This is a genomic window from Escherichia sp. MOD1-EC5433 (assembly GCF_002966005.1).
Classification (GTDB): Bacteria; Pseudomonadota; Gammaproteobacteria; order Enterobacterales; family Enterobacteriaceae; genus Escherichia; species Escherichia ruysiae.
This window is the reverse complement of the sequence record NZ_PTRL01000004.1, coordinates 108,925-128,476: the sequence shown is the minus strand read 5'-3', so window position 1 is coordinate 128,476 and position 19,552 is coordinate 108,925. Positions and strand designations below refer to the sequence as shown.

Sequence of the window (19,552 nt, the reverse complement as noted above, 5' to 3'; positions counted from 1 at the left end):
CGAACCCCGGAAAAACAATAAAGCTTGACTGTTTTTAGAACTATTCACGGCGCAAATATGCGCCTTTTTTTGTGATCGCTCTGGCTTTTCTTGATCTTAATACTTGTATGGTAGTAGCTCAGTTGCGTAGATTTCATGCATCACGACAAGCGATGCAAGGAATAGAACATGAAGATCGTAGGGGCTGAAGTTTTTGTTACCTGTCCGGGACGTAATTTCGTCACCTTAAAAATCACCACCGAGGACGGTATTACCGGTCTTGGTGATGCCACTCTGAACGGGCGCGAGCTTTCCGTTGCGTCCTATTTGCAGGATCATATCTGTCCGCAACTTATAGGCCGCGATGCCCATCGTATCGAAGATATCTGGCAGTTTTTCTATAAAGGCGCTTACTGGCGTCGCGGCCCTGTCACCATGTCGGCTATTTCCGCTGTTGATATGGCGCTGTGGGACATTAAAGCCAAAGCCGCAAACATGCCGCTTTACCAACTGTTAGGGGGGGCTTCCCGTGAAGGCGTAATGGTCTATTGTCATACCACCGGTCACAGTATTGATGAAGCACTGGATGATTATGCTCGTCATCAGGAACTGGGATTCAAAGCCATCCGCGTGCAGTGTGGTATTCCCGGTATGAAAACGACTTACGGTATGTCCAAAGGAAAAGGGCTGGCTTATGAACCTGCGACCAAAGGGCAGTGGCCAGAAGAGCAGTTGTGGTCAACGGAAAAATATCTCGACTTCATGCCAAAACTGTTCGACGCAGTGCGCAACAAGTTTGGCTTTAATGAGCATGTGCTGCATGACATGCACCATCGTTTAACGCCCATTGAGGCGGCACGCTTTGGCAAAAGTATTGAAGATTATCGCCTGTTCTGGATGGAAGATCCGACACCCGCAGAAAACCAGGAGTGCTTCCGCCTCATTCGCCAACATACCGTAACGCCAATTGCGGTGGGTGAAGTCTTTAACAGCATCTGGGACTGCAAACAGCTGATTGAAGAACAACTTATCGACTATATCCGTACAACGCTGACCCACGCTGGCGGCATCACAGGTATGCGCAGAATTGCCGATTTTGCTTCGCTTTACCAGGTACGTACTGGCTCACATGGTCCTTCCGATTTGTCACCAGTCTGCATGGCTGCGGCGTTGCACTTTGACTTGTGGGTGCCGAATTTCGGCATTCAGGAGTATATGGGCTATTCAGAACAAATGCTTGAAGTCTTCCCGCACAACTGGAGCTTCGATAACGGCTATATGCATCCTGGTGATAAGCCAGGCATTGGTATCGAATTCGATGAAAAGCTGGCGGCGAAATATCCCTACGAACCTGCCTATCTGCCAGTCGCACGTCTGGAAGATGGCACGCTATGGAACTGGTAAGGAGTCATACAATAATGAAAAGTATTTTAATTGAAAAACCGAATCAACTGGCGATTATCGAACGTGAAATTCCGACCCCGGCAGTGGGCGAAGTACGAGTAAAAGTGAAACTCGCGGGAATTTGTGGATCGGATAGTCACATTTATCGCGGTCATAATCCGTTTGCAAAGTATCCGCGTGTCATTGGTCACGAATTTTTTGGCGTGATTGATGCCGTAGGTGAAGGTGTGGATAACGCCAGAGTTGGCGAACGTGTTGCGGTAGATCCCGTAGTCAGCTGCGGACATTGTTATCCGTGCTCAATGGGTAAGCCCAACGTTTGCACAACTCTGGCTGTATTAGGTGTTCACGCTGATGGCGGTTTTAGCGAATATGCAGTCGTTCCGGCGAAGAATGCGTGGAAAATTCCCGATGGAGTGGCTGATCAGTTCGCTGTAATGATCGAACCATTTACCATTGCGGCGAACGTTACTGGACACGGTCAGCCGACTGAAGATGACACCGTGCTGGTTTATGGTGCCGGCCCGATTGGTCTGACTATCGTTCAGGTATTGAAAGGTGTTTATAACGTTAAAAATGTGATTGTCGCCGATCGCATTGATGAACGACTGGATAAAGCGAAAGAGAGCGGGGCAGACTGGGTGATTAATAACAGCCAGACAACGCTTGGCGAAATATTCGCTGAAAAGGGCATCAAACCAACATTAATTATTGATGCTGCTTGCCATCCTTCCATTTTGAAAGAAGCGGTTATGCTGGCTTCTCCGGCGGCACGAATTGTGTTAATGGGCTTCTCCAGTGAACCGTCTGAAGTCATTCAGCAGGGAATTACCGGCAAGGAACTCTCTATTTTTTCTTCCCGGTTAAATGCCAATAAATTCCCGGTCGTTATCGACTGGTTAAGCAAAGGGTTAATTAATCCTGATAAATTAATTACCCATACCTTTGATTATCTGCATGTTGCTGATGCCATTTCATTATTCGAAAAGGAACAAAAGCACTGTTGCAAAGTTTTACTCACGTTTTCTGAATAATACCAATAATAGCGAATAAGCAGTACGCATCTTACCTCTTATTTAGAGATAATAATTATGACAATAGAAAAACATGAAAGAAGCACTAAGGATTTAGTGAAGGCAGCGGTATCAGGATGGTTAGGTACGGCACTTGAATTTATGGATTTTCAGTTATACTCGCTCGGTGCAGCGTTAGTATTCCATGAAATATTTTTTCCGGAATCATCAACCGCAATGGCGTTAATTCTGGCAATGGGAACCTACGGTGCTGGTTATGTTGCACGTATTGTCGGAGCATTTATTTTCGGCAAAATGGGCGACAGAATAGGGCGTAAGAAAGTGCTCTTTATTACCATCACCATGATGGGGATCTGTACTACCTTAATTGGTGTGTTGCCGACCTATGCGCAGATTGGTGTTTTTGCGCCAATATTGCTGGTGACGCTGCGTATTATTCAGGGGCTGGGGGCAGGCGCTGAAATTTCCGGTGCTGGTACGATGCTGGCGGAATATGCGCCGAAAGGTAAACGCGGCATTATCTCCTCATTCGTTGCGATGGGAACGAACTGCGGTACGTTGAGCGCAACGGCAATCTGGGCCTTTATGTTCTTTATTCTTAGTAAAGAAGAACTGCTGGCATGGGGATGGCGTATACCGTTCCTGGCGAGCGTTGTCGTGATGGTCTTTGCTATCTGGTTGCGTATGAACCTGAAAGAAAGCCCGGTCTTTGAGAAGGTTAACGACAGCAACCAACCTACAGCAAAACCTGCACCTGCTGGTAGCATGTTCCAGAGCAAATCTTTTTGGTTGGCAACGGGTCTGCGTTTTGGACAGGCAGGAAACTCAGGTCTGATTCAAACCTTCCTTGCTGGTTATTTAGTGCAAACTTTGCTGTTCAATAAAGCAATTCCCACAGATGCATTAATGATCAGTTCTATTATCGGTTTTATGACGATTCCTTTCCTCGGTTGGTTATCTGATAAAATTGGTCGTCGTATTCCTTACATCATTATGAATACTTCAGCTATTGTACTTGCGTGGCCAATGCTTTCTATCATTGTAGATAAAAGCTATGCACCGGGCACCATCATGGTTGCTCTCATTGTGATTCACAACTGTGCGGTGTTGGGATTATTTGCCCTGGAAAATATTACCATGGCAGAGATGTTCGGCTGTAAAAATCGCTTTACCCGAATGGCAATATCTAAAGAAATTGGTGGTCTTATCGCTTCAGGTTTTGGTCCTATTCTGGCCGGTATTTTCTGTACCATGACAGGATCCTGGTATCCGATTGCAATAATGATTATGGCTTATTCCGTCATCGGCTTAATTTCCGCGCTGAAAATGCCAGAAGTTAAAGACCGCGATTTGAGTGCGCTGGAAGATGCTGCAGAAGATCAACCGCGCGTTGTAAGAGCTGCGCAACCTTCAACAAGTCTGTAAATCCAGAATCCCTTCTCTTAGTGAGGAGGGATTTTTTTATTCATATAACAAACCATTCAGCTTGCCATATTGAAATTAAAGGAATTTTCATGGGAAATAATTTGTTATCAGCCAAAGCGACACTCCCTGTTTATGATCGTAATAACCTGGCGCCCAAAATTGTTCATTTAGGGTTTGGTGCATTTCATCGCGCGCATCAGGGCGTGTATGCCGATATCCTGGCAGCCCAGCATCACAGCGATTGGGGCTACTATGAAATGAACCTGATTGGCGGTGAACAGCAAATCATCGATCTAAAACAGCAAGATAATCTCTATACCGTTGCAGAAATGTCGGCTGATGCGTGGACCGCTCGCGTCGTCGGCGTCGTGAAAAAGGCGCTGCACGTACAAATAGATGGCTTAGAAGCCGTGCTGGCCGCGATGTGTGAACCGCAAATCGCAATTGTCTCTCTGACAATCACCGAAAAAGGGTATTTCCACTCTCCGGCGACCGGACAGTTAATGCTGGATCACCCGATGGTAGCTGCCGACTTGCAAAATCCCCACCAGCCGAAAACAGCAACAGGCGTGATTGTCGAGGCGCTGGCTCGCCGTAAAGCCGCAGGACTTCCAGCGTTTACCATCATGTCATGTGACAACATGCCAGAAAACGGTTACGTTATGCGTGACGTTGTCACTTCATATGCCAGGGCTGTAGATGTAAAACTGGCGCAATGGATAGAAGAAAACGTGACTTTTCCGTCGACAATGGTGGATCGCATTGTACCCGCAGTGACGGCAGAAACGCTGGACAAAATCGAACAACTTACCGGCGTGCGCGATCCGGCAGGCGTGGCCTGTGAGCCTTTCCGTCAGTGGGTTATTGAAGATAATTTTGTTGCCGGACGCCCTGAATGGGAAAAAGTCGGTGCTGAACTGGTCAGCGATGTACTGCCTTATGAAGAGATGAAACTGCGTATGCTCAACGGCAGCCATTCATTCCTGGCGTATCTGGGCTATCTGGCGGGATATCAGCACATTAACGACTGTATGGAAGATGAAAATTATCGTCATGCAGCACATGCCTTGATGTTGCAGGAACAGGCGCCCACGCTGAAAGTGCAGGGGGTGGATCTGCAAGATTATGCCGATCGACTGATTGAACGCTACAGTAACCCGGCTTTACGCCACCGGACCTGGCAGATTGCAATGGATGGTAGTCAGAAACTGCCGCAGCGGATGCTGGATTCAATTCGCTGGCATCTGGAACATGACAGCACGTTCGATCTGTTGGCGCTGGGTGTCGCTGGTTGGATGCGTTATGTTGGCGGTGTTGATGAACAGGGGAATCAGATTGAGATTAGCGATCCGTTACTACCGGTCATTCAAAAGGCTGTGCAAAGTAGCGCCGAAGGGAAAAAGCGTGTGCAGTCGTTGATGGCGATTAAGGCGATATTTGGCGATGATTTGCCGAACAATAGCTTGTTTGTTGCAAAGGTGACGGAAGCGTACTTGTCTTTATTAGCGCATGGCGCGAAAGCGACCGTAGCGAAATATATCGTGAAGTAAAAACAGCAATGCCGCCATCGGCGGCATTCACACGCTTAGTTCATGCCGAGACGAATCAGGTCCAGAGGCGCGAGTTTTTCATCACAACCTTCAACAACCACGGTTTTACCGCGACGGATTTGCTCTGCGGTCAGACCTTCAGTGTCAATCGACAGGATCTTGCCAGTGTGACCGGTGCCGCTAACCATAACACGGCTGCCAGTGGTGATTGCGTTACGGTTACGATCGTAGGTCGTCATAGGTGTTTTCTCCTTTCTGATTTACAGTCGAAGCCCACGTAACGGGCGCAATATAAATACTCCTGTCGAGTGAATATTTTTTTGTTTATGATCAAGTTCACATCTTTTTTGATGCTTGCATGAACCAGAAGAAGGTGATGGACTCTCACCCCGGATGGGATGAGAGGAAATGAATTACTCTTCGCTAAACCAGTCGCTATTTTCCTGGCGGATCAGCTGCACGGATTCACTTATTTCCTGCAAATGCAGAGTCATTGCTTTTTCTACCACATCGCCATCATGTTTTTGTAGAGCAGTAAAAATATCCATGTGTTGACGTAATAACATATCGGGCGGCGATACGTGGTCAAAGCTCATATAGCGCACGCGGTCAACAGTTGCTTTCAGGTTTTCAATGGTGTCCCACGCAAGCTGACAGTCGGCAATCTGCGTCAGAATTTGATGGAAGTTATCATCCAGCTCAAAAAAATCATCCAGCTGTTTGCGTTCAATGGCAATACGTTGTTGGTGGAGATTTTGCTCAAGCTGATAGCACTGGCTATCAGTAATCATGGTCGCCGCCCGGCGGGCAACGGCACACTCAATAGCCTGACGAATAAAACTACCGTTGCGTACCTGAGTCATGGAAATTTTATTGACGTAGCTGCCACGCTGCGGGCGAATTTGAATCAGGCCGTTTTCTGCCAGTTTAATGAAGGCTTCACGAACCGGCTGGCGTGACACATTGAAACGAACAGAAACTTCTTTTTCCGACAACGGTGTGCCCGGTGGAATTAGGCAATGGACAATGTCGCGGCGAAGAATACGATAAATTTGCTGATTGACAGGTTGTGTGGGATTAAGTTGCGTTTCGACGGTCATTCGTTCTTGCTTGTGAGTGGGTTAACTGCGTGAGTCTACCACTTTTTTGTGACAAGCAATAACCCGGCGGTTAAGCCGGGTATAAAAATTAATGGCGATGGACATTCAGTCCGGCATAGCTTTGGGTAACCGGCATCATTTCCAGGGTGTTGATGTTGACGTGAGCAGGGAGTGTGGCAACCCACCAGACTGCTTCGCTGACATCTTCTGGCGTCAGCGCAACGGTGTTTTGATAGGTTTTTTCCGCTTTATCGTCGTCGCCTTTAAAGCGGACATTAGAAAACTCGGTGCCACCCACCAGCCCCGGCTCGATGTCGGTGACGCGTACTGCCGTGCCATGCAGGTCAGTGCGCAGATTCAGGCTGAACTGACGAACAAACGCTTTTGTCGCGCCATAAACGTTACCACCAGCATATGGCCAGCTACCCGCTGTTGAGCCAATGTTAATTATATGACCATGATTACGCTCGACCATGCCAGGCAGGACAGCGCGGGTCATATACACCAGGCCTTTATTGTTGGTATCAATCATGGTTTCCCAGTCTTCAACGCTGGCTTTATGTGCAGGTTCCATACCCAGCGCCAGTCCAGCATTGTTTACCAGAATATCGATATTACGCCACTCGGCAGGAAGCGAAGTCAGCATCTCTTCAATGGCGGCGCGGTTGCGAACGTCCAGTTGGGCGATATACAAATTATCGCCCAGTTCGTCTTTTAACTCCTGCAACCGTTCCTGGCGACGGCCAGTGGCGATAACTTTATGCCCTTGTTGAATAAAACGACGCGTAATGCATTCACCAAAACCTGCCGTTGCTCCAGTTACTAAAACGATCATCTCACTGTTCCTCAACGATTTTGTGTGTCAATAACATAGCACGTGATGCTTAAGAGCGGGTAATACTGGTTTGCAAGATTGCACTCCGTTATTAGTAAGCCTACGCTATGGAACACCTCGTTTTCAGGAGTAGAAAATGTCAACGACGAATCCTTTCCTTACGCAGAGTACTCTGCCGTATATGGCTCCCCATTTTGATCAGATTGAAAATCAACACTATCGCCCGGCATTCGATGAGGGAATGCGGCAAAAGCGGGTTGAGATAGAGGCGATAGCTTTAAACCCGCAGACGCCCGATTTTAATAACACTATTCTGGCTCTCGAAAAGAGCGGGGAATTACTCACTCGTGTTACCAGCGTCTTCTTTGCCATGACCTCGGCGCATACTAATGATGAATTACAGCGTCTTGATGAACAGTTCTCGGCGGAACTGGCGGAACTGGCGAATGATATCTACCTGAATGGTGAATTATTCGCGCGGGTAGATGCTGTCTGGCAGCGGCGCGAAACGCTGGGTCTTGATAGTGAATCTATTCGTTTGGTTGAAGTTATTCATCAGCGTTTTGTTCTTGCCGGTGCCAAACTTGAAGATGCTGATAAAGCAAAATTAAAATTGCTGAACACAGAAGCCGCAACCCTGACCAGTCAGTTTAACCAGCGATTATTAGCCGCGAACAAATTCGGTGGGCTGGTGGTTGACGATGTTCAGCAACTGGCAGGCATGAGTGAGCAAGAAATTGCGCTGGCGGCTGAGGCGGCTCGCGAGAAAGGTCTGGAAAACAAATGGCTTATTCCATTGCTGAATACCACGCAACAACCGGCGCTTGCGGAACTCCGCGATCGTTCTACACGTGAAAAACTGTTCACTGCGGGGTGGACACGCGCGGAAAAAAACGATGGCAATGATACTCGTTCCATCATTCAACGGCTTGTGGAGATCCGCGCCCAACAGGCGAAACTACTTGGTTTCCCTTATTATGCCGCATGGAAAATTGCCGATCAGATGGCAAAAACACCAGAAGCAGCACTCAACTTTATGCGGGAAATTGTTCCGGCGGCACGTCAACGTGCGAGCGATGAATTAGCGTCTATACAGGCGGTTATTGATAATCAGCAGGGCGGGTTCAGCGCCCAGCCGTGGGACTGGGCATTTTATGCTGAACAGGTGCGGCGGGAGAAATTCTGTCTCGATGAGGCGCAGCTTAAACCTTATTTCGAATTAAACACGGTGTTGAATGAAGGTGTATTCTGGACCGCCAATCAGCTCTTCGGTATTAAGTTTGTCGAACGTTTTGATATTCCTGTTTACCATCCTGATGTCCGCGTATGGGAAATTTTTGATCATAATGGCGAGGGACTGGCGTTATTTTACGGTGATTTCTTCGCCCGTGATTCAAAAAGCGGCGGCGCATGGATGGGTAATTTTGTAGAGCAATCTACGCTCAATGAAACACGCCCGGTAATCTATAACGTTTGTAATTATCAGAAACCGGCAACAGACGAACCCGCATTGTTGCTGTGGGACGATGTTATTACATTATTCCATGAGTTTGGGCATACGTTGCACGGTCTGTTTGCCTGCCAGCGTTATGCCACGCTTTCTGGCACCAATACACCACGCGATTTTGTCGAATTTCCTTCGCAAATCAACGAGCATTGGGCAATGCATCCGCAGGTATTCGCGCGCTACGCCCGGCATTATCAGACCGGGAAAGCAATGCCGGAAGAGTTGCAACAAAAAATGCGTAATGCCAGCCTGTTCAATAAAGGTTATGAGATGAGCGAACTGCTTAGCGCCGCACTTCTTGATATGCGCTGGCACTGTCTGCAAGAGCATGAAGCGATGCAGGATGTGAATGATTTCGAACTGCGGGCGCTGGCGGCGGAAAATATGGATCTTCCCGCCGTACCGCCACGTTATCGCAGCAGTTATTTCGCCCACATTTTTGGTGGCGGATATGCGGCGGGATATTACGCCTATTTGTGGACGCAAATGCTGGCAGACGATGGTTATCAATGGTTTGTCGAGCAGGGCGGCTTAACGCGTGAGAATGGGCAACGTTTTCGCGAGGCGATTCTTTCCAGAGGCAACAGCGAAGATTTAGAACGCCTGTATCGTCAATGGCGCGGTAAGGCACCACAGATTGCACCGATGTTGCAACATCGCGGGCTGGACGTCTAATTTTCTGTAAATATGGCTGGTCTGGCGTGAAGCCAGGCCAGAACGTCACTCCAGTAATTTCAAAAGCTGCGCCAGTGCAAATCGAACCGCCAATGCTAATACCGTTTCGCAATCGCCATCAAAATGCATAACCGCAGTATGCATTTTTCCTTTAATATTCCATGCGAACCAGACTGTGCCTGCGGGCGTACCATCCTGCCCACCTTCAGGCCCACCGTAGCCGGTAATGGCAATACTCATATCGACATCTGCGCGCTCTTTGGCACCAGTTGCCATTTCTGCCGCTATCTTCTCACTCACTGCCGTATATTTCTCAAGAGATTGCTGACTGACGCCAAGGATTTTCATTTTGGCTTGATCGGTAAAGGTGACAAAGCCTGCGCCGTAAAACTTTGGTGTGTCTTCAGCAGCACACAGCGCGCAAGCCAACTTACCGCCAGTGCATGATTCGGCGGTAGTTAAGCGTAATTGATCAGCGATAAGTCTTTGGCTCAACGCGGATGTCAGGTTTTCAATGGTATCGCTATCTGCAAGTTGTACAATTTTATTGCTATTAATGTTCATCGTTGTTTGTCCACGTTATTAGCTGCAAAGATGATTTGCCTTTTTTGTATGTTTTTTCACTATAATAAAAATCAAATTTATAAAGCCGATTATTCTGAAAATATACTTAAGACTTAAACACAGCTTTCTTTAATCTTTTTATTGTCTTTATGAGTTAAATTTGCTGAAGATTTTGTTGCTAGCTGACTGATTTTAATTGTTTTATAATAATCAGTATGATTCTTATTTGTCAATTATAAAAATAGCAACCAGACTTAATAAGTCAAACCAAACGCAATTAAGGAGTCAGTATGAAATTTCAGGCCATTGTATTAGCAGGTTTTCTTGTCATGCCTTATGCGTTAGCGGATGACCAGGGCGGCTTAAAACAGGGTGCTGCGCCATCACCGCCACATGCAATAGAAGACGGCTATCGCGGAACTGATGATGCAAAAAAAATGACCGTTGATTTTGCGAAAACTATGCATGATGGTGCCTCAGTTTCATTACGAGGTAATTTAATTTCCCACAAGGGTGAAGACCGTTACGTTTTTCGCGATAAGAGCGGTGAAATTAATGTTGTTATTCCTGCTGCCGTTTTTGATGGACGACAAGTTCAGCCTGACCAGATGATCAACATTAGCGGGAGTCTGGATAAGAAAAGCACCCCAGCCGTGGTTCGGGTCACACATCTGCAGAAATAGTCACAAAAATAAATGCGTCTGATGGCCCAATCAATTGGGGCATCAGGCTTTGCTGTTTATGTTATTTGCCTCTGTTTTATGGCGCAAGGAAGAGATGATTTACAGAATTAAACACTTTTTTATCTGCTTATTTTGTTTTAAATCACAATGTTATCTTTAACGTCGTCTCAGATTAGGATTTCTATTAAAATATTGACGTAATTTTTCTTTTCTCTCGGTAGAATACGGCGCACAAGGAACTGTGAAAAAGGAGTGGCAATGATCAAGAAGACAACGGAAATCGATGCCATCTTGTTAAATCTCAATAAGGCTATTGACGCCCATTACCAATGGCTGGTGAGTATGTTTCACAGCGTGGTAGCGAGAGATGCCAGTAAGCCAGAAATTACGGATAACCATTCTTATGGACTGTGCCAGTTCGGTCGCTGGATTGATCATCTGGGGCCACTCGATAACGATGAATTACCTTACGTTCGGCTAATGGATTCTGCCCATCAACATATGCATAACTGTGGTCGGGAATTAATGTTGGCTATTGTCGAAAATCGCTGGCAGGACGCTCATTTTGATGAATTTCAGGAAGGGTTACTTTCTTTTACGGCAGCATTAACCGATTACAAAATTTATTTACTGACGATTCGTAGCAATATGGATGTTCTGACTGGATTACCTGGTCGTCGGGTTCTTGATGAATCCTTTGATCATCAATTACGTAATGCTGAACCACTGAATCTCTATTTAATGCTGCTGGATATAGACCGATTTAAATTGGTTAATGATACCTACGGGCATTTAATCGGTGATGTGGTATTACGCACCCTGGCAACTTACTTAGCTACCTGGATACGTGATTATGAAACGGTTTATCGCTATGGCGGCGAAGAATTTATCATCATTGTCAAAGCTGCTAATGATGAAGATGCCTGTCGTGCCGGAGTACGCATTTGCCAGCTAGTCGATAACCATGCAATCGCACATTCTGAAGGGCATATCAACATAACCGTGACCGCAGGTGTGAGCCGTGCATTTCCTGAAGAACCGCTGGATGTAGTCATCGGAAGAGCAGACCGGGCAATGTATGAGGGTAAGCAAACCGGAAGAAATCGCTGCATGTTTATTGACGAACAAAACGTGATTACCCGAGTTTAAGCGCCGTTTAACATTCATTGAGAAAAATAGTGCTACTGTGTCAATGATCCGTTACCAGTGCAGAGAAACGCCTGTTAGCGCAAAAGTAAAAACACAAATCTATCCATGCAAGCATTCACCGCCGGTTTACTGGCGGTTTTTTTTCGCCATCAGAAAAATCAGGCCCCTTGTACACAATTGTAACAAGGGGCCGGTTAGGTGAGGGATTATCTCCGTTCATTAGTCATCCCATTTGTGGCTGAAATACGCGGCCAGAAAGCCAGAAAATAAAATTATTCCCAGCACAGCTATAAAAACATTCATATTACCCAGCATTATTTGCCTCCGTTTATGGTGTGGTGTGTTTCCTCTCTTACCTTAATTTTCATCTCAATGAGAAAGATATTAGCAGAGGTAACCTAAACGAAGGCTGAATTAGAGGGTTAATGTGATGAGGAGCGGCTGTTTTTCCGATATTGTGAAGGGGATAATAAAAAACGCTGGTGAAAATGATGACGCAGTAAAGATGAATTACCAAACCCCGTCAGCTCGGCAATTTTATCGATGCTAAACGACGAATTTTGCAGATAATCCTCCACTCGCATTAATCGCTCATTGAGAAGCCAGCGGGCGGGTGTCATACCCGTTAAGGCGACAAAACGTCTTAAAAAAGTACGTTGACTCATATTCACTCGTCCGGCGAGAGAGGCAACGGTATGCGTTTGTGCCAGATTTTGCTGTAAAAAGTCGAATAATGCGCCTAACGTATGGCTTTCACGCGGCGCAGCCATCGGGCGTGTCAGGTTTTGTGGTTGCTCACCGTGGCGATGTGGCTGAATGACCAGCCGCCGGGCGACATTATTAGCAATTTCGTGACCATAATCTTTGCGCACGATATGTAAGCACAGATCGATCCCTGCTGCGCTTCCGGCGGATGTCATCACTTGTCCTTCATCCTGATATAACACATTGTCACTTACGTGAATTGAAGGGTAACGATGCTGGAGTTGTTCAGTGTAGCGCCAGTGGGTGGTCGCTTTTCGCTGGTGAAGAAGGCCTGCGGCGGCAAGGACAAATACGCCCGAGCATATCGATACCAGACGACTACCGCGTTGATGTGCTTCGCGCAACACCTGACATAGTACTTCTGGTACTGTTGCATCTATACCGCGCCAGCCTGGAATAATAATCATATCGGCTTCAGTCAGTAGCTCCAGCCCGCCATCCGCAACTACGTGGATCCCGCCAGTAGCTTGCAGCGCGCCGGGTTCTACCGCCGCAACAGCAAACCGATACCAGTTATCGCCGAGTTCCGGGCGTGGCAGACCGAAGATTTCAACGGCTACACCGAATTCAAAAGTACAAAGCCCGTCATAGGCCAGCACAGCGACTAGCGGTCGTTGTACTATTGTCATCATTTTGCTTTTTTCTGGCATATCGGAAGGCGGTCAGTGAAAGGTTGATTGGTTACATTATTGTTAACACAACAACCCAAAAGGAAAAAGCAATATGCGTTATGTCACTGAATTTACCGCAGCGAAACCGGACGTTGCCGAAGCGCATTTTCTCGCGCGTTTGAGTGTCGAAACGGATTGCGCCGATGTTCATGACTCGCTGGCCTACATTGGCGATGATTTCGTTTTGCTGCATGTGGTCGGGCGTGAAGAGGATTTCGCCCGTCGGCATGTCCCCGGCGCGATTCATCTGCCCCATAAGCAAATGACCGAAGAGAGAATGGCTCAATGGTCGGAAGATACTCTGTTTGTGGTGTATTGCGCGGGGCCACATTGTAACGGCGCAGACCGTGCGGCACTCAAACTGGCTCGGTTAGGAAGGCCAGTTAAAATCATGATCGGCGGGGTAACCGGCTGGGAAGATGAAGGCTACGCCTTTGCAACAGGAAAATAATGAGTCAAGCCGTGCCGTTAAGGCACGGCAGTGAGTCAACAAAGAACCGGCTGTCCCCAGGGTCTTGCGTGAATGCCTTTTAACATCAGCACCCATGCAGCAATGATCGCCAACGCTAAGATAACAAACAGCGAGGACGGCGGCAGGCTGGTGAGCACGACGCCACTCACTAATGGGTTAATCGCTGCACCAAGCCAGCCTAAAGACTGGGCGGAAAAATAGCTGGCTTTCATCCCTGATGGTGCAATATGGTCAATCAACATATATTCGCCAGGGGCATAAATGATTTCGCCAAGAGTAAACACGGCGGCTGAAATTCCCCAAAGTAGCAGGCTGTTGCCCGATAAGATAAACCCGACCAGACCGACGACAAAACAGAGAGTGCCGACCGTCATTAGCGCGCGGATGTTGGTCGGATTAATGCGCCGACCCACGGAATATTGCAACGTAACTACCATCGCAGCATTAACCGGAAGAACAACCGCGACCACCTTTTCGGCAAAATCACCATCAGCAATCACCATCACGTATTGTGAAATGCACGAGGCAAACGCTCCGCTCACGAAAGAGGCCAGAAAGGCTGAGCAGGTGAACCACAGCAGAGCTTTATCCTGTAACAAAACCTTTGGAGACCAGACGCTGCCTGTTTCTGTGGCGATGATTTTCTCGCTGCGTTTCACCCAAATTTGAATGAAAAGCACAGGAAACGCAGAACAGATGGCTGCCAGCCAAAAGGGCAGATTGATACTTTGCATTACCAACAGCGTGCCGAGCGGTGGGCCGATGGTCCAGCCAATGTTGAGCATGGTGTAGTTGATCGAGAAGATCTTCGTTTTACTGGCGGAGGAAAGATTATCGGCAAACCAGGCTTTCAACACGGTAGCAAAAACGGAATACGCGCAGTTGATGAGTGCGAAGAACAGCACCACCAGCGTCACGTTGTCCACCAGGGGAATGGCGATAAAACCGCTGGCGAAGGCGGTAATTGCCAGTAACATATAACGTTTCTTGTCGAACTTATCCGCCAGAATGCCAAACCCGAGGCTGAAAACGACGCCGATAGTGAGCGCAATTGTCATCGCATAACCAATCAAATCGACACCCAGACCGTACTGGCGACTCAAATAAATGGTCATAAACGGCAGCGTAGCGCCGCGTCCGATGGTTAATAACAACGACGAGGCAAGAAGGGCGCTGGTAGAGCGTCGCAGAGATAAGTTCATTTGGCTGTCCGGCAGTGCGTTTCGTTATGTTTTGTTTTAGAGATGTAAAGAAATAGCATGGCAAAAATCCGAAGTATAGCGACTTATTTGCGCATTAATGCCGTCGTAAACGGTGACTAACGAATCAACTGTTAAAGAAAAGTAAATTCCGCTAAGTTGATTGCTTACAAAAGATGAAAATTCAGGGGCGGTAGAATGTCGCGAAAAGATGGGGTGTTGGCGCTACTGGTAGTGGTTGTGTGGGGGCTTAATTTTGTGGTCATCAAAGTGGGGCTTCATAATATGCCACCGCTCATGTTGGCCGGTTTGCGCTTTATGCTGGTAGCCTTCCCGGCAATCTTTTTTGTAGCACGACCGAAAGTACCGCTGAATTTGCTGCTGGGGTATGGTTTAACCATCAGTTTTGCGCAGTTTGCCTTTCTGTTCTGCGCCATTAACTTCGGTATGCCTGCAGGTCTTGCTTCGCTGGTTTTACAGGCTCAGGCGTTTTTTACGATTGTCCTCGGCGCGTTTACTTTCGGTGAACGACTACATGGCAAGCAACTGGCGGGGATCGCCTTAGCGATATTTGGCGTGCTGGTGTTGATTGAAGATAGTCTGAACGGTCAACATGTGGCGATGCTCGGTTTTATGCTGACCCTGGCGGCAGCATTTAGCTGGGCGTGTGGCAACATCTTCAATAAAAAGATCATGTCGCACTCATCGCGCCCGGCAGTGATGTCGCTGGTAGTGTGGAGCGCATTGATCCCGATTCTCCCGTTTTTTGTTGCCTCGCTCATTCTCGATGGTTCCGCAACAATGATTCACAGCCTGGTCACTATCGACGTGACCACCATTTTGTCTCTGATGTACCTGGCGTTTGTGGCGACAATTGTCGGCTATGGGATCTGGGGTACGCTGCTTGGGCGTTATGAAACCTGGCGCGTGGCACCGTTATCGTTACTTGTCCCGGTGGTCGGTCTGGCAAGTGCGGCGTTATTGTTAGATGAACGATTAACGGGTCTGCAATTCTTCGGTGCGGTGCTGATAATGGGCGGGCTGTATATCAATGTGTTTGGTTTGCGGTGGCGTAAAGCGGTGAAGGTGAGAAGTTAATAAGCCCCGAGATGTCGGGGCCAGAATTAACTACATGGCGTGTTGATTATAATAGGGCACGCCCAGCGCATCCGACTTATCACTGCCTGTACCCATGTGATTTAAATCGAATGGTGGTTGTTCCTGCGATGGGGGAACAATCACTTCATCACCACAGGGAATAACCGTCGGCTGCGTGGTTTGTTCCGCAAAGCCTTGCGCAGAAAAGACAATAAGCGCGGTTATCATTGCGGATAAAAGTGGTTTCATGATTGCCTCAGTGACGTTGTCACGTTTCAACTAGCTATTGTAATGATTTAATGGATGTAAAAAGCGCGATTCGCCCTGAATATTAGCCATCCGGTATTTATGCGGCGGAACATCAAAGTAGTTTTTGAAGGTTCGGGTCAGCGTTTGCTGGGACTCGAAACCATAACGTTCTGCCAGATAGAGTATCGGCTCGTTGCTTTCTTTCAGCTTTTGCGCGATTTCTGTCATCTTACGGCTGCGGATATATTGGCCTAATGAATGACCGGTTTCTTTTTTAAACATCCGTTGCAGGTGCCATTTGGAGTAACCCGAACGCTCTGACACTTTCTCCAGTGACAGTGGCGATTCCAGGTTGTCCTCGATCCAGTCCAAAATGCTATGAATGGTAATAGCGTCAGTGTTGCGTCTGGACATCGTCATACCTCTTTTTTTGTTTACGGCAGGACTTTCTTAAGCAAATGCTCAAGCGTTGCCACTTCGTCCGCCGTCAGGTTTTTTGTTAATTCTTGATGCAGGTTCTGGCCAACTAATTGATGGCATTGTTCACATATCGCTGCGCCGCTGGTGGTGAGCTTTACCAGCACGCCGCGCTTGTCATTCGGGTTCGGCAACCGTTCTACCCAGCCTTTACAGACCAGGCGATCCAGCATACGGGTCAGTGCTCCAAGGTCGACCGACAACACTTTTTTCAGTTCGACCGGTGTAATGCACGCCGCGCAGCGGATAGAGCAGAGCACCTTAAACTGTGCCGCCGTGATATCCAGCGGAGACAGATAATCGTTAAGCAGACGGTCTTTCTTCTGATTAACCATATAGATTAAGCGACCCAAGGGGATGATTTCATTGAACAGGTCGCTGGTACTTTTCACAATGGTTGCCCTGGCAAGTAATTAGTTGCAGGGGATAATATTGCCCAGGCAAGTATATGTCAAATGAATGAATTGTCTGATGCCACGTTTTGCTAAATCGGTTCAAGTTTTGGTCAGTGCTATGCAAGATTAGTTAAAGAGTGAAACTTTCTCTTTGTTTTCCCTTTATACTTTTCGCTGATTACTCAGACACACAGGACAACAACCACCAATGTTAGATTTGTTTAAAGCAATTAGTCTGGGGCTGGTGGTGTTGCTGCCGTTAGCCAACCCATTAACGACAGTCGCGTTATTTCTTGGCCTGGCGGGCAACATGAACAGCGCCGAACGTAATCGCCAGTCGTTGATGGCCTCGGTATACGTATTTGCCATCATGATGGTGGCGTATTACGCCGGGCAACTGGTGATGGACACGTTCGGAATTTCGATTCCCGGTCTACGTATTGCCGGTGGTTTAATTGTCGCGTTTATCGGTTTCCGTATGCTCTTTCCTCAGCAAAAGGCAACGGATTCACCGGAAGCAAAAAGCAAATCAGAAGAACTGGAAGATGAACCCAGCGCCAATATTGCTTTTGTGCCACTGGCAATGCCAAGTACCGCCGGACCGGGAACCATTGCGATGATCATTAGCTCGGCGTCAACGGTGCGTCAGAGTTCAACCTTCGCGGACTGGGTTCTGATGGTTGCGCCGCCGCTGATCTTTTTCCTGGTGGCGGTCATTTTATGGGGAAGCCTGCGTAGCTCTGGTGCCATTATGCGGCTGGTGGGGAAAGGGGGAATTGAAGCAATCTCCCGCCTGATGGGCTTCTTGCTGGTTTGTATGGGCGTGCAGTTTATTATTAATGGCATCCTGGAAATTATTAAAACTTACCATTAAAAAAGACCCGAATGGGTCTGAGGCAGATGACAAATGCAACATTGCCTGATGCGCTACGTTTATCAGGTCTACGTAATCTCTGCAATGTATTGAGCTTGAGTGCTTTTGTATTTACCGACCCGAACAAAGCGGCCTGTTCGGGTCTTTAAACTACCGTGTTTGTTCTTCGAGTGTCACTGGCCAGCGGCGGAATATGATGATTGACCATATCAACGCGGCGAGTGCCGGAACTGCACCCACATAACCAATCATCGACATCGACCAGTGCAGACTTACCTGATTACCCACCAGTGCTCCGGCGCCAATGCCAATATTAAATATCCCGGAAAAGAGCGCCATCGCAACGTCGGTGGCATCCGGTGCCAGCGCCAGTACTTTAACCTGCATCCCAAGCCCGATGATCATCATCGCAATCCCCCAGAAAATGCTCAGCACGCCGAGGTGTATCTCACTACTTGCCGAAGGTAACAGAAGCGCCAGACACACCAGCAATAGCGCAATCGCCGCGCTGACCAGCACAGATGCGTACTGATTACCCAGCTTACCGAAAATCACGCTACCAATGATGCCTGCACCACCGAGCATCAATAGCAATGCTGTGGCAAAGTTGGCGCTGAACCCCGCAACGTTTTGCACAAAAGGTTCAATATAGCTGTATGCCGTGTAATGGGCGGTGACCACGACTACCGTCAGCAAATAAATGCTCATCAATGCCGGGCGACGAAACAGCAGCGGAAGACTTTTTAACGAACCAGAGTGCTCACTGGGCAGTAATGGAAGTAATTTGATCAGGCACAAAAGGGTGATAAGCGCCCCGATACCAATTGCGAAGAAGGTCATTCGCCAGCCGAAATACTGCCCCACAATGCGCCCGAGAGGTAAACCTAATACCATCGCCAGTGCTGTGCCGGTGGCAATTAAACTCAATGCCTGCGCTCGCTTCCCGGCTGGTGCCATACGGATTGCCAGAGACGCCGTAATCGACCAGAAAATAGCATGGGCGAAAGCCACACCAATACGACTGATCACCAGAACGGTAAAGCTCCACGATAAAAACGACAGTATGTGGCTGGCGATAAACACCACAAACAGACAGATCAGTAATTTGCGGCGTTCAACCTGACTGGTCATTAGCATAAAAGGCAGTGACATTAGCGCCACCACCCACGCATAAATGGTCAACATGATACCGACTTGTGCGGTTTGCATATGAAAGCTTTGCGCAATATCAGAAAGCAAACCTACAGGCACAAATTCGGTGGTATTGAAGATGAAGGCGGCAACTGCCAGCGTAACGACCCGTAGCCACGCCACTTTGCGGGAAACAATATTTGTTGTCATAACCGATTATCGGATGAGTTGCGAAAAGGTAATGAAATGATCTTAAAACGGTTAATGATCTGAATACAACGGTTTTGTGATCTATGTCGCGTTTCGCCGATTCATG

The 19,552-nt window shown here is 47.7% G+C and carries 22 protein-coding genes; 10 read left to right on the top strand and 12 right to left on the bottom strand.

What is annotated here, in order from left to right; all coding sequences use genetic code 11:
- Positions 1-168 precede the first annotated feature (168 nt).
- The 4 genes from rspA (at position 169) to C3D30_RS09775 (ending at position 5,392) form a co-directional block, all read left to right on the top strand.
- A complete protein-coding gene (gene rspA / locus C3D30_RS09790) occupies positions 169-1,383 on the top strand; it encodes a starvation-sensing protein RspA (protein WP_105286827.1) in 1,215 nt (404 codons plus the stop codon).
- A 14-nt stretch (positions 1,384-1,397) separates the two neighbouring features.
- Positions 1,398-2,417, top strand: coding sequence for a Zn-dependent oxidoreductase (locus tag C3D30_RS09785; RefSeq protein ID WP_105286826.1), 1,020 nt, complete (start codon positions 1,398-1,400; stop codon positions 2,415-2,417).
- A gap of 57 nt (positions 2,418-2,474) precedes the next feature.
- Entirely contained in the window at positions 2,475-3,842 is a 1,368-nt protein-coding gene (gene ydfJ, locus C3D30_RS09780; protein ID WP_000151240.1) for an MHS family MFS transporter YdfJ, read from the top strand.
- 89 nt (positions 3,843-3,931) lie between these two features.
- The gene (locus C3D30_RS09775; RefSeq protein WP_105286825.1) at positions 3,932-5,392 is read left to right on the top strand and encodes a mannitol dehydrogenase family protein; all 1,461 of its coding nucleotides are present in this window, start codon (positions 3,932-3,934) and stop codon (positions 5,390-5,392) included.
- A gap of 35 nt (positions 5,393-5,427) precedes the next feature.
- Here C3D30_RS09775 and ydfZ read toward each other — a convergent pair whose 3' ends face one another.
- The 3 genes from ydfZ to ydfG form a co-directional block, all read right to left on the bottom strand.
- On the bottom strand, positions 5,428-5,631 hold the full coding sequence (ydfZ, locus tag C3D30_RS09770; RefSeq protein ID WP_000214710.1) for a putative selenium delivery protein YdfZ: 204 nt from the start codon (positions 5,629-5,631) through the stop codon (positions 5,428-5,430).
- Positions 5,632-5,805: 174 nt separating this feature from the next.
- Positions 5,806-6,492 carry a GntR family transcriptional regulator gene (locus tag C3D30_RS09765; protein ID WP_105286824.1) on the bottom strand — a complete coding sequence of 229 codons (687 nt, stop codon included), beginning with the start codon at positions 6,490-6,492 and terminating at the stop codon, positions 5,806-5,808.
- An 88-nt stretch (positions 6,493-6,580) separates the two neighbouring features.
- Complete coding sequence (gene ydfG, locus C3D30_RS09760; protein WP_010346482.1) at positions 6,581-7,327, bottom strand: bifunctional NADP-dependent 3-hydroxy acid dehydrogenase/3-hydroxypropionate dehydrogenase YdfG; 747 nt, start codon at positions 7,325-7,327, stop codon at positions 6,581-6,583.
- A 136-nt stretch (positions 7,328-7,463) separates the two neighbouring features.
- Between ydfG and dcp the strand changes: the two genes are divergently transcribed.
- A complete protein-coding gene (gene dcp / locus C3D30_RS09755; protein WP_105284855.1) occupies positions 7,464-9,509 on the top strand; it encodes a peptidyl-dipeptidase Dcp in 2,046 nt (681 codons plus the stop codon).
- A gap of 45 nt (positions 9,510-9,554) precedes the next feature.
- On the opposite strand, the gene C3D30_RS09750 is transcribed toward dcp, so the two are convergent.
- Positions 9,555-10,073 carry a 2-oxo-tetronate isomerase gene (locus C3D30_RS09750; RefSeq protein WP_105286823.1) on the bottom strand — a complete coding sequence of 173 codons (519 nt, stop codon included), beginning with the start codon at positions 10,071-10,073 and terminating at the stop codon, positions 9,555-9,557.
- A gap of 290 nt (positions 10,074-10,363) precedes the next feature.
- Here C3D30_RS09750 and ydeI point away from each other — a divergent pair, with 290 nt between their 5' ends.
- Both ydeI and dgcZ read left to right on the top strand, forming a co-directional pair.
- The gene (gene ydeI, locus C3D30_RS09745) at positions 10,364-10,756 is read left to right on the top strand and encodes a YdeI family stress tolerance OB fold protein (RefSeq protein WP_105286822.1); all 393 of its coding nucleotides are present in this window, start codon (positions 10,364-10,366) and stop codon (positions 10,754-10,756) included.
- A 258-nt stretch (positions 10,757-11,014) separates the two neighbouring features.
- Positions 11,015-11,905, top strand: coding sequence for a diguanylate cyclase DgcZ (dgcZ, locus tag C3D30_RS09740; protein WP_105286821.1), 891 nt, complete (start codon positions 11,015-11,017; stop codon positions 11,903-11,905).
- 115 nt (positions 11,906-12,020) lie between these two features.
- Here dgcZ and mgtT read toward each other — a convergent pair whose 3' ends face one another.
- From mgtT to ftrA, 3 genes are all read right to left on the bottom strand, one after another.
- Positions 12,021-12,125, bottom strand: coding sequence for a protein MgtT (mgtT, locus tag C3D30_RS20585; RefSeq protein WP_214678006.1), 105 nt, complete (start codon positions 12,123-12,125; stop codon positions 12,021-12,023).
- On the bottom strand, positions 12,125-12,220 hold the full coding sequence (mgtS, locus tag C3D30_RS09735; protein ID WP_000901364.1) for a protein MgtS: 96 nt from the start codon (positions 12,218-12,220) through the stop codon (positions 12,125-12,127). The genes mgtT and mgtS overlap by 1 nt, the downstream gene beginning before the upstream one ends.
- Positions 12,221-12,327: 107 nt before the next feature.
- Complete coding sequence (gene ftrA / locus C3D30_RS09730; RefSeq protein WP_123058524.1) at positions 12,328-13,299, bottom strand: transcriptional regulator FtrA; 972 nt, start codon at positions 13,297-13,299, stop codon at positions 12,328-12,330.
- A 94-nt stretch (positions 13,300-13,393) separates the two neighbouring features.
- Between ftrA and C3D30_RS09725 the strand changes: the two genes are divergently transcribed.
- The gene (locus C3D30_RS09725; protein ID WP_105286819.1) at positions 13,394-13,792 is read left to right on the top strand and encodes a rhodanese-like domain-containing protein; all 399 of its coding nucleotides are present in this window, start codon (positions 13,394-13,396) and stop codon (positions 13,790-13,792) included.
- 35 nt (positions 13,793-13,827) lie between these two features.
- On the opposite strand, the gene ydeE is transcribed toward C3D30_RS09725, so the two are convergent.
- The gene (gene ydeE, locus C3D30_RS09720) at positions 13,828-15,015 is read right to left on the bottom strand and encodes an efflux MFS transporter YdeE (RefSeq protein ID WP_021550770.1); all 1,188 of its coding nucleotides are present in this window, start codon (positions 15,013-15,015) and stop codon (positions 13,828-13,830) included.
- Positions 15,016-15,210: 195 nt separating this feature from the next.
- On the opposite strand from ydeE, the gene eamA reads away from it, so the two are divergent.
- Complete coding sequence (gene eamA / locus C3D30_RS09715) at positions 15,211-16,110, top strand: O-acetylserine/cysteine exporter (protein ID WP_000087209.1); 900 nt, start codon at positions 15,211-15,213, stop codon at positions 16,108-16,110.
- Between the two features lie 30 nt (positions 16,111-16,140).
- On the opposite strand, the gene marB is transcribed toward eamA, so the two are convergent.
- Genes marB through marR form a run of 3 tightly spaced genes read right to left on the bottom strand, consistent with a single transcriptional unit; the run spans position 16,141 to position 17,228 of the window.
- On the bottom strand, positions 16,141-16,359 hold the full coding sequence (gene marB, locus C3D30_RS09710; protein ID WP_000803538.1) for a multiple antibiotic resistance protein MarB: 219 nt from the start codon (positions 16,357-16,359) through the stop codon (positions 16,141-16,143).
- 30 nt (positions 16,360-16,389) lie between these two features.
- Positions 16,390-16,773 carry an MDR efflux pump AcrAB transcriptional activator MarA gene (gene marA, locus C3D30_RS09705; RefSeq protein WP_000091195.1) on the bottom strand — a complete coding sequence of 128 codons (384 nt, stop codon included), beginning with the start codon at positions 16,771-16,773 and terminating at the stop codon, positions 16,390-16,392.
- A gap of 20 nt (positions 16,774-16,793) precedes the next feature.
- Complete coding sequence (gene marR / locus C3D30_RS09700; protein WP_105286818.1) at positions 16,794-17,228, bottom strand: multiple antibiotic resistance transcriptional regulator MarR; 435 nt, start codon at positions 17,226-17,228, stop codon at positions 16,794-16,796.
- Positions 17,229-17,439: 211 nt separating this feature from the next.
- On the opposite strand from marR, the gene marC reads away from it, so the two are divergent.
- On the top strand, positions 17,440-18,105 hold the full coding sequence (gene marC, locus C3D30_RS09695) for an NAAT family transporter MarC (protein ID WP_000885044.1): 666 nt from the start codon (positions 17,440-17,442) through the stop codon (positions 18,103-18,105).
- A 150-nt stretch (positions 18,106-18,255) separates the two neighbouring features.
- Here the strand turns inward: marC and ydeA are convergent, their stop codons facing one another.
- Positions 18,256-19,446, bottom strand: a complete 1,191-nt coding sequence (gene ydeA, locus C3D30_RS09690) for an L-arabinose MFS transporter (protein WP_000210463.1) — start codon at positions 19,444-19,446, stop codon at positions 18,256-18,258.
- Between the last annotated feature and the right edge of the window lie 106 nt (positions 19,447-19,552).

Bases quoted from the DNA above. Each gene is read 5' to 3' on its own strand.
- rspA (WP_105286827.1), top strand. From the start codon at position 169: ATGAAGATCGTAGGGGCTGAAGTTTTTGTTACCTGTCCGGGACGTAAT.
- C3D30_RS09785 (WP_105286826.1), top strand. From the start codon at position 1,398: ATGAAAAGTATTTTAATTGAAAAACCGAATCAACTGGCGATTATCGAA.
- ydfJ (WP_000151240.1), top strand. From the start codon at position 2,475: ATGACAATAGAAAAACATGAAAGAAGCACTAAGGATTTAGTGAAGGCA.
- C3D30_RS09775 (WP_105286825.1), top strand. From the start codon at position 3,932: ATGGGAAATAATTTGTTATCAGCCAAAGCGACACTCCCTGTTTATGAT.
- ydfZ (WP_000214710.1), bottom strand. From the start codon at position 5,631: ATGACGACCTACGATCGTAACCGTAACGCAATCACCACTGGCAGCCGT.
- C3D30_RS09765 (WP_105286824.1), bottom strand. From the start codon at position 6,492: ATGACCGTCGAAACGCAACTTAATCCCACACAACCTGTCAATCAGCAA.
- ydfG (WP_010346482.1), bottom strand. From the start codon at position 7,327: ATGATCGTTTTAGTAACTGGAGCAACGGCAGGTTTTGGTGAATGCATT.
- dcp (WP_105284855.1), top strand. From the start codon at position 7,464: ATGTCAACGACGAATCCTTTCCTTACGCAGAGTACTCTGCCGTATATG.
- C3D30_RS09750 (WP_105286823.1), bottom strand. From the start codon at position 10,073: ATGAACATTAATAGCAATAAAATTGTACAACTTGCAGATAGCGATACC.
- ydeI (WP_105286822.1), top strand. From the start codon at position 10,364: ATGAAATTTCAGGCCATTGTATTAGCAGGTTTTCTTGTCATGCCTTAT.
- dgcZ (WP_105286821.1), top strand. From the start codon at position 11,015: ATGATCAAGAAGACAACGGAAATCGATGCCATCTTGTTAAATCTCAAT.
- mgtT (WP_214678006.1), bottom strand. From the start codon at position 12,125: ATGAACGGAGATAATCCCTCACCTAACCGGCCCCTTGTTACAATTGTG.
- mgtS (WP_000901364.1), bottom strand. From the start codon at position 12,220: ATGCTGGGTAATATGAATGTTTTTATAGCTGTGCTGGGAATAATTTTA.
- ftrA (WP_123058524.1), bottom strand. From the start codon at position 13,299: ATGACAATAGTACAACGACCGCTAGTCGCTGTGCTGGCCTATGACGGG.
- C3D30_RS09725 (WP_105286819.1), top strand. From the start codon at position 13,394: ATGCGTTATGTCACTGAATTTACCGCAGCGAAACCGGACGTTGCCGAA.
- ydeE (WP_021550770.1), bottom strand. From the start codon at position 15,015: ATGAACTTATCTCTGCGACGCTCTACCAGCGCCCTTCTTGCCTCGTCG.
- eamA (WP_000087209.1), top strand. From the start codon at position 15,211: ATGTCGCGAAAAGATGGGGTGTTGGCGCTACTGGTAGTGGTTGTGTGG.
- marB (WP_000803538.1), bottom strand. From the start codon at position 16,359: ATGAAACCACTTTTATCCGCAATGATAACCGCGCTTATTGTCTTTTCT.
- marA (WP_000091195.1), bottom strand. From the start codon at position 16,773: ATGTCCAGACGCAACACTGACGCTATTACCATTCATAGCATTTTGGAC.
- marC (WP_000885044.1), top strand. From the start codon at position 17,440: ATGTTAGATTTGTTTAAAGCAATTAGTCTGGGGCTGGTGGTGTTGCTG.
- ydeA (WP_000210463.1), bottom strand. From the start codon at position 19,446: ATGACAACAAATATTGTTTCCCGCAAAGTGGCGTGGCTACGGGTCGTT.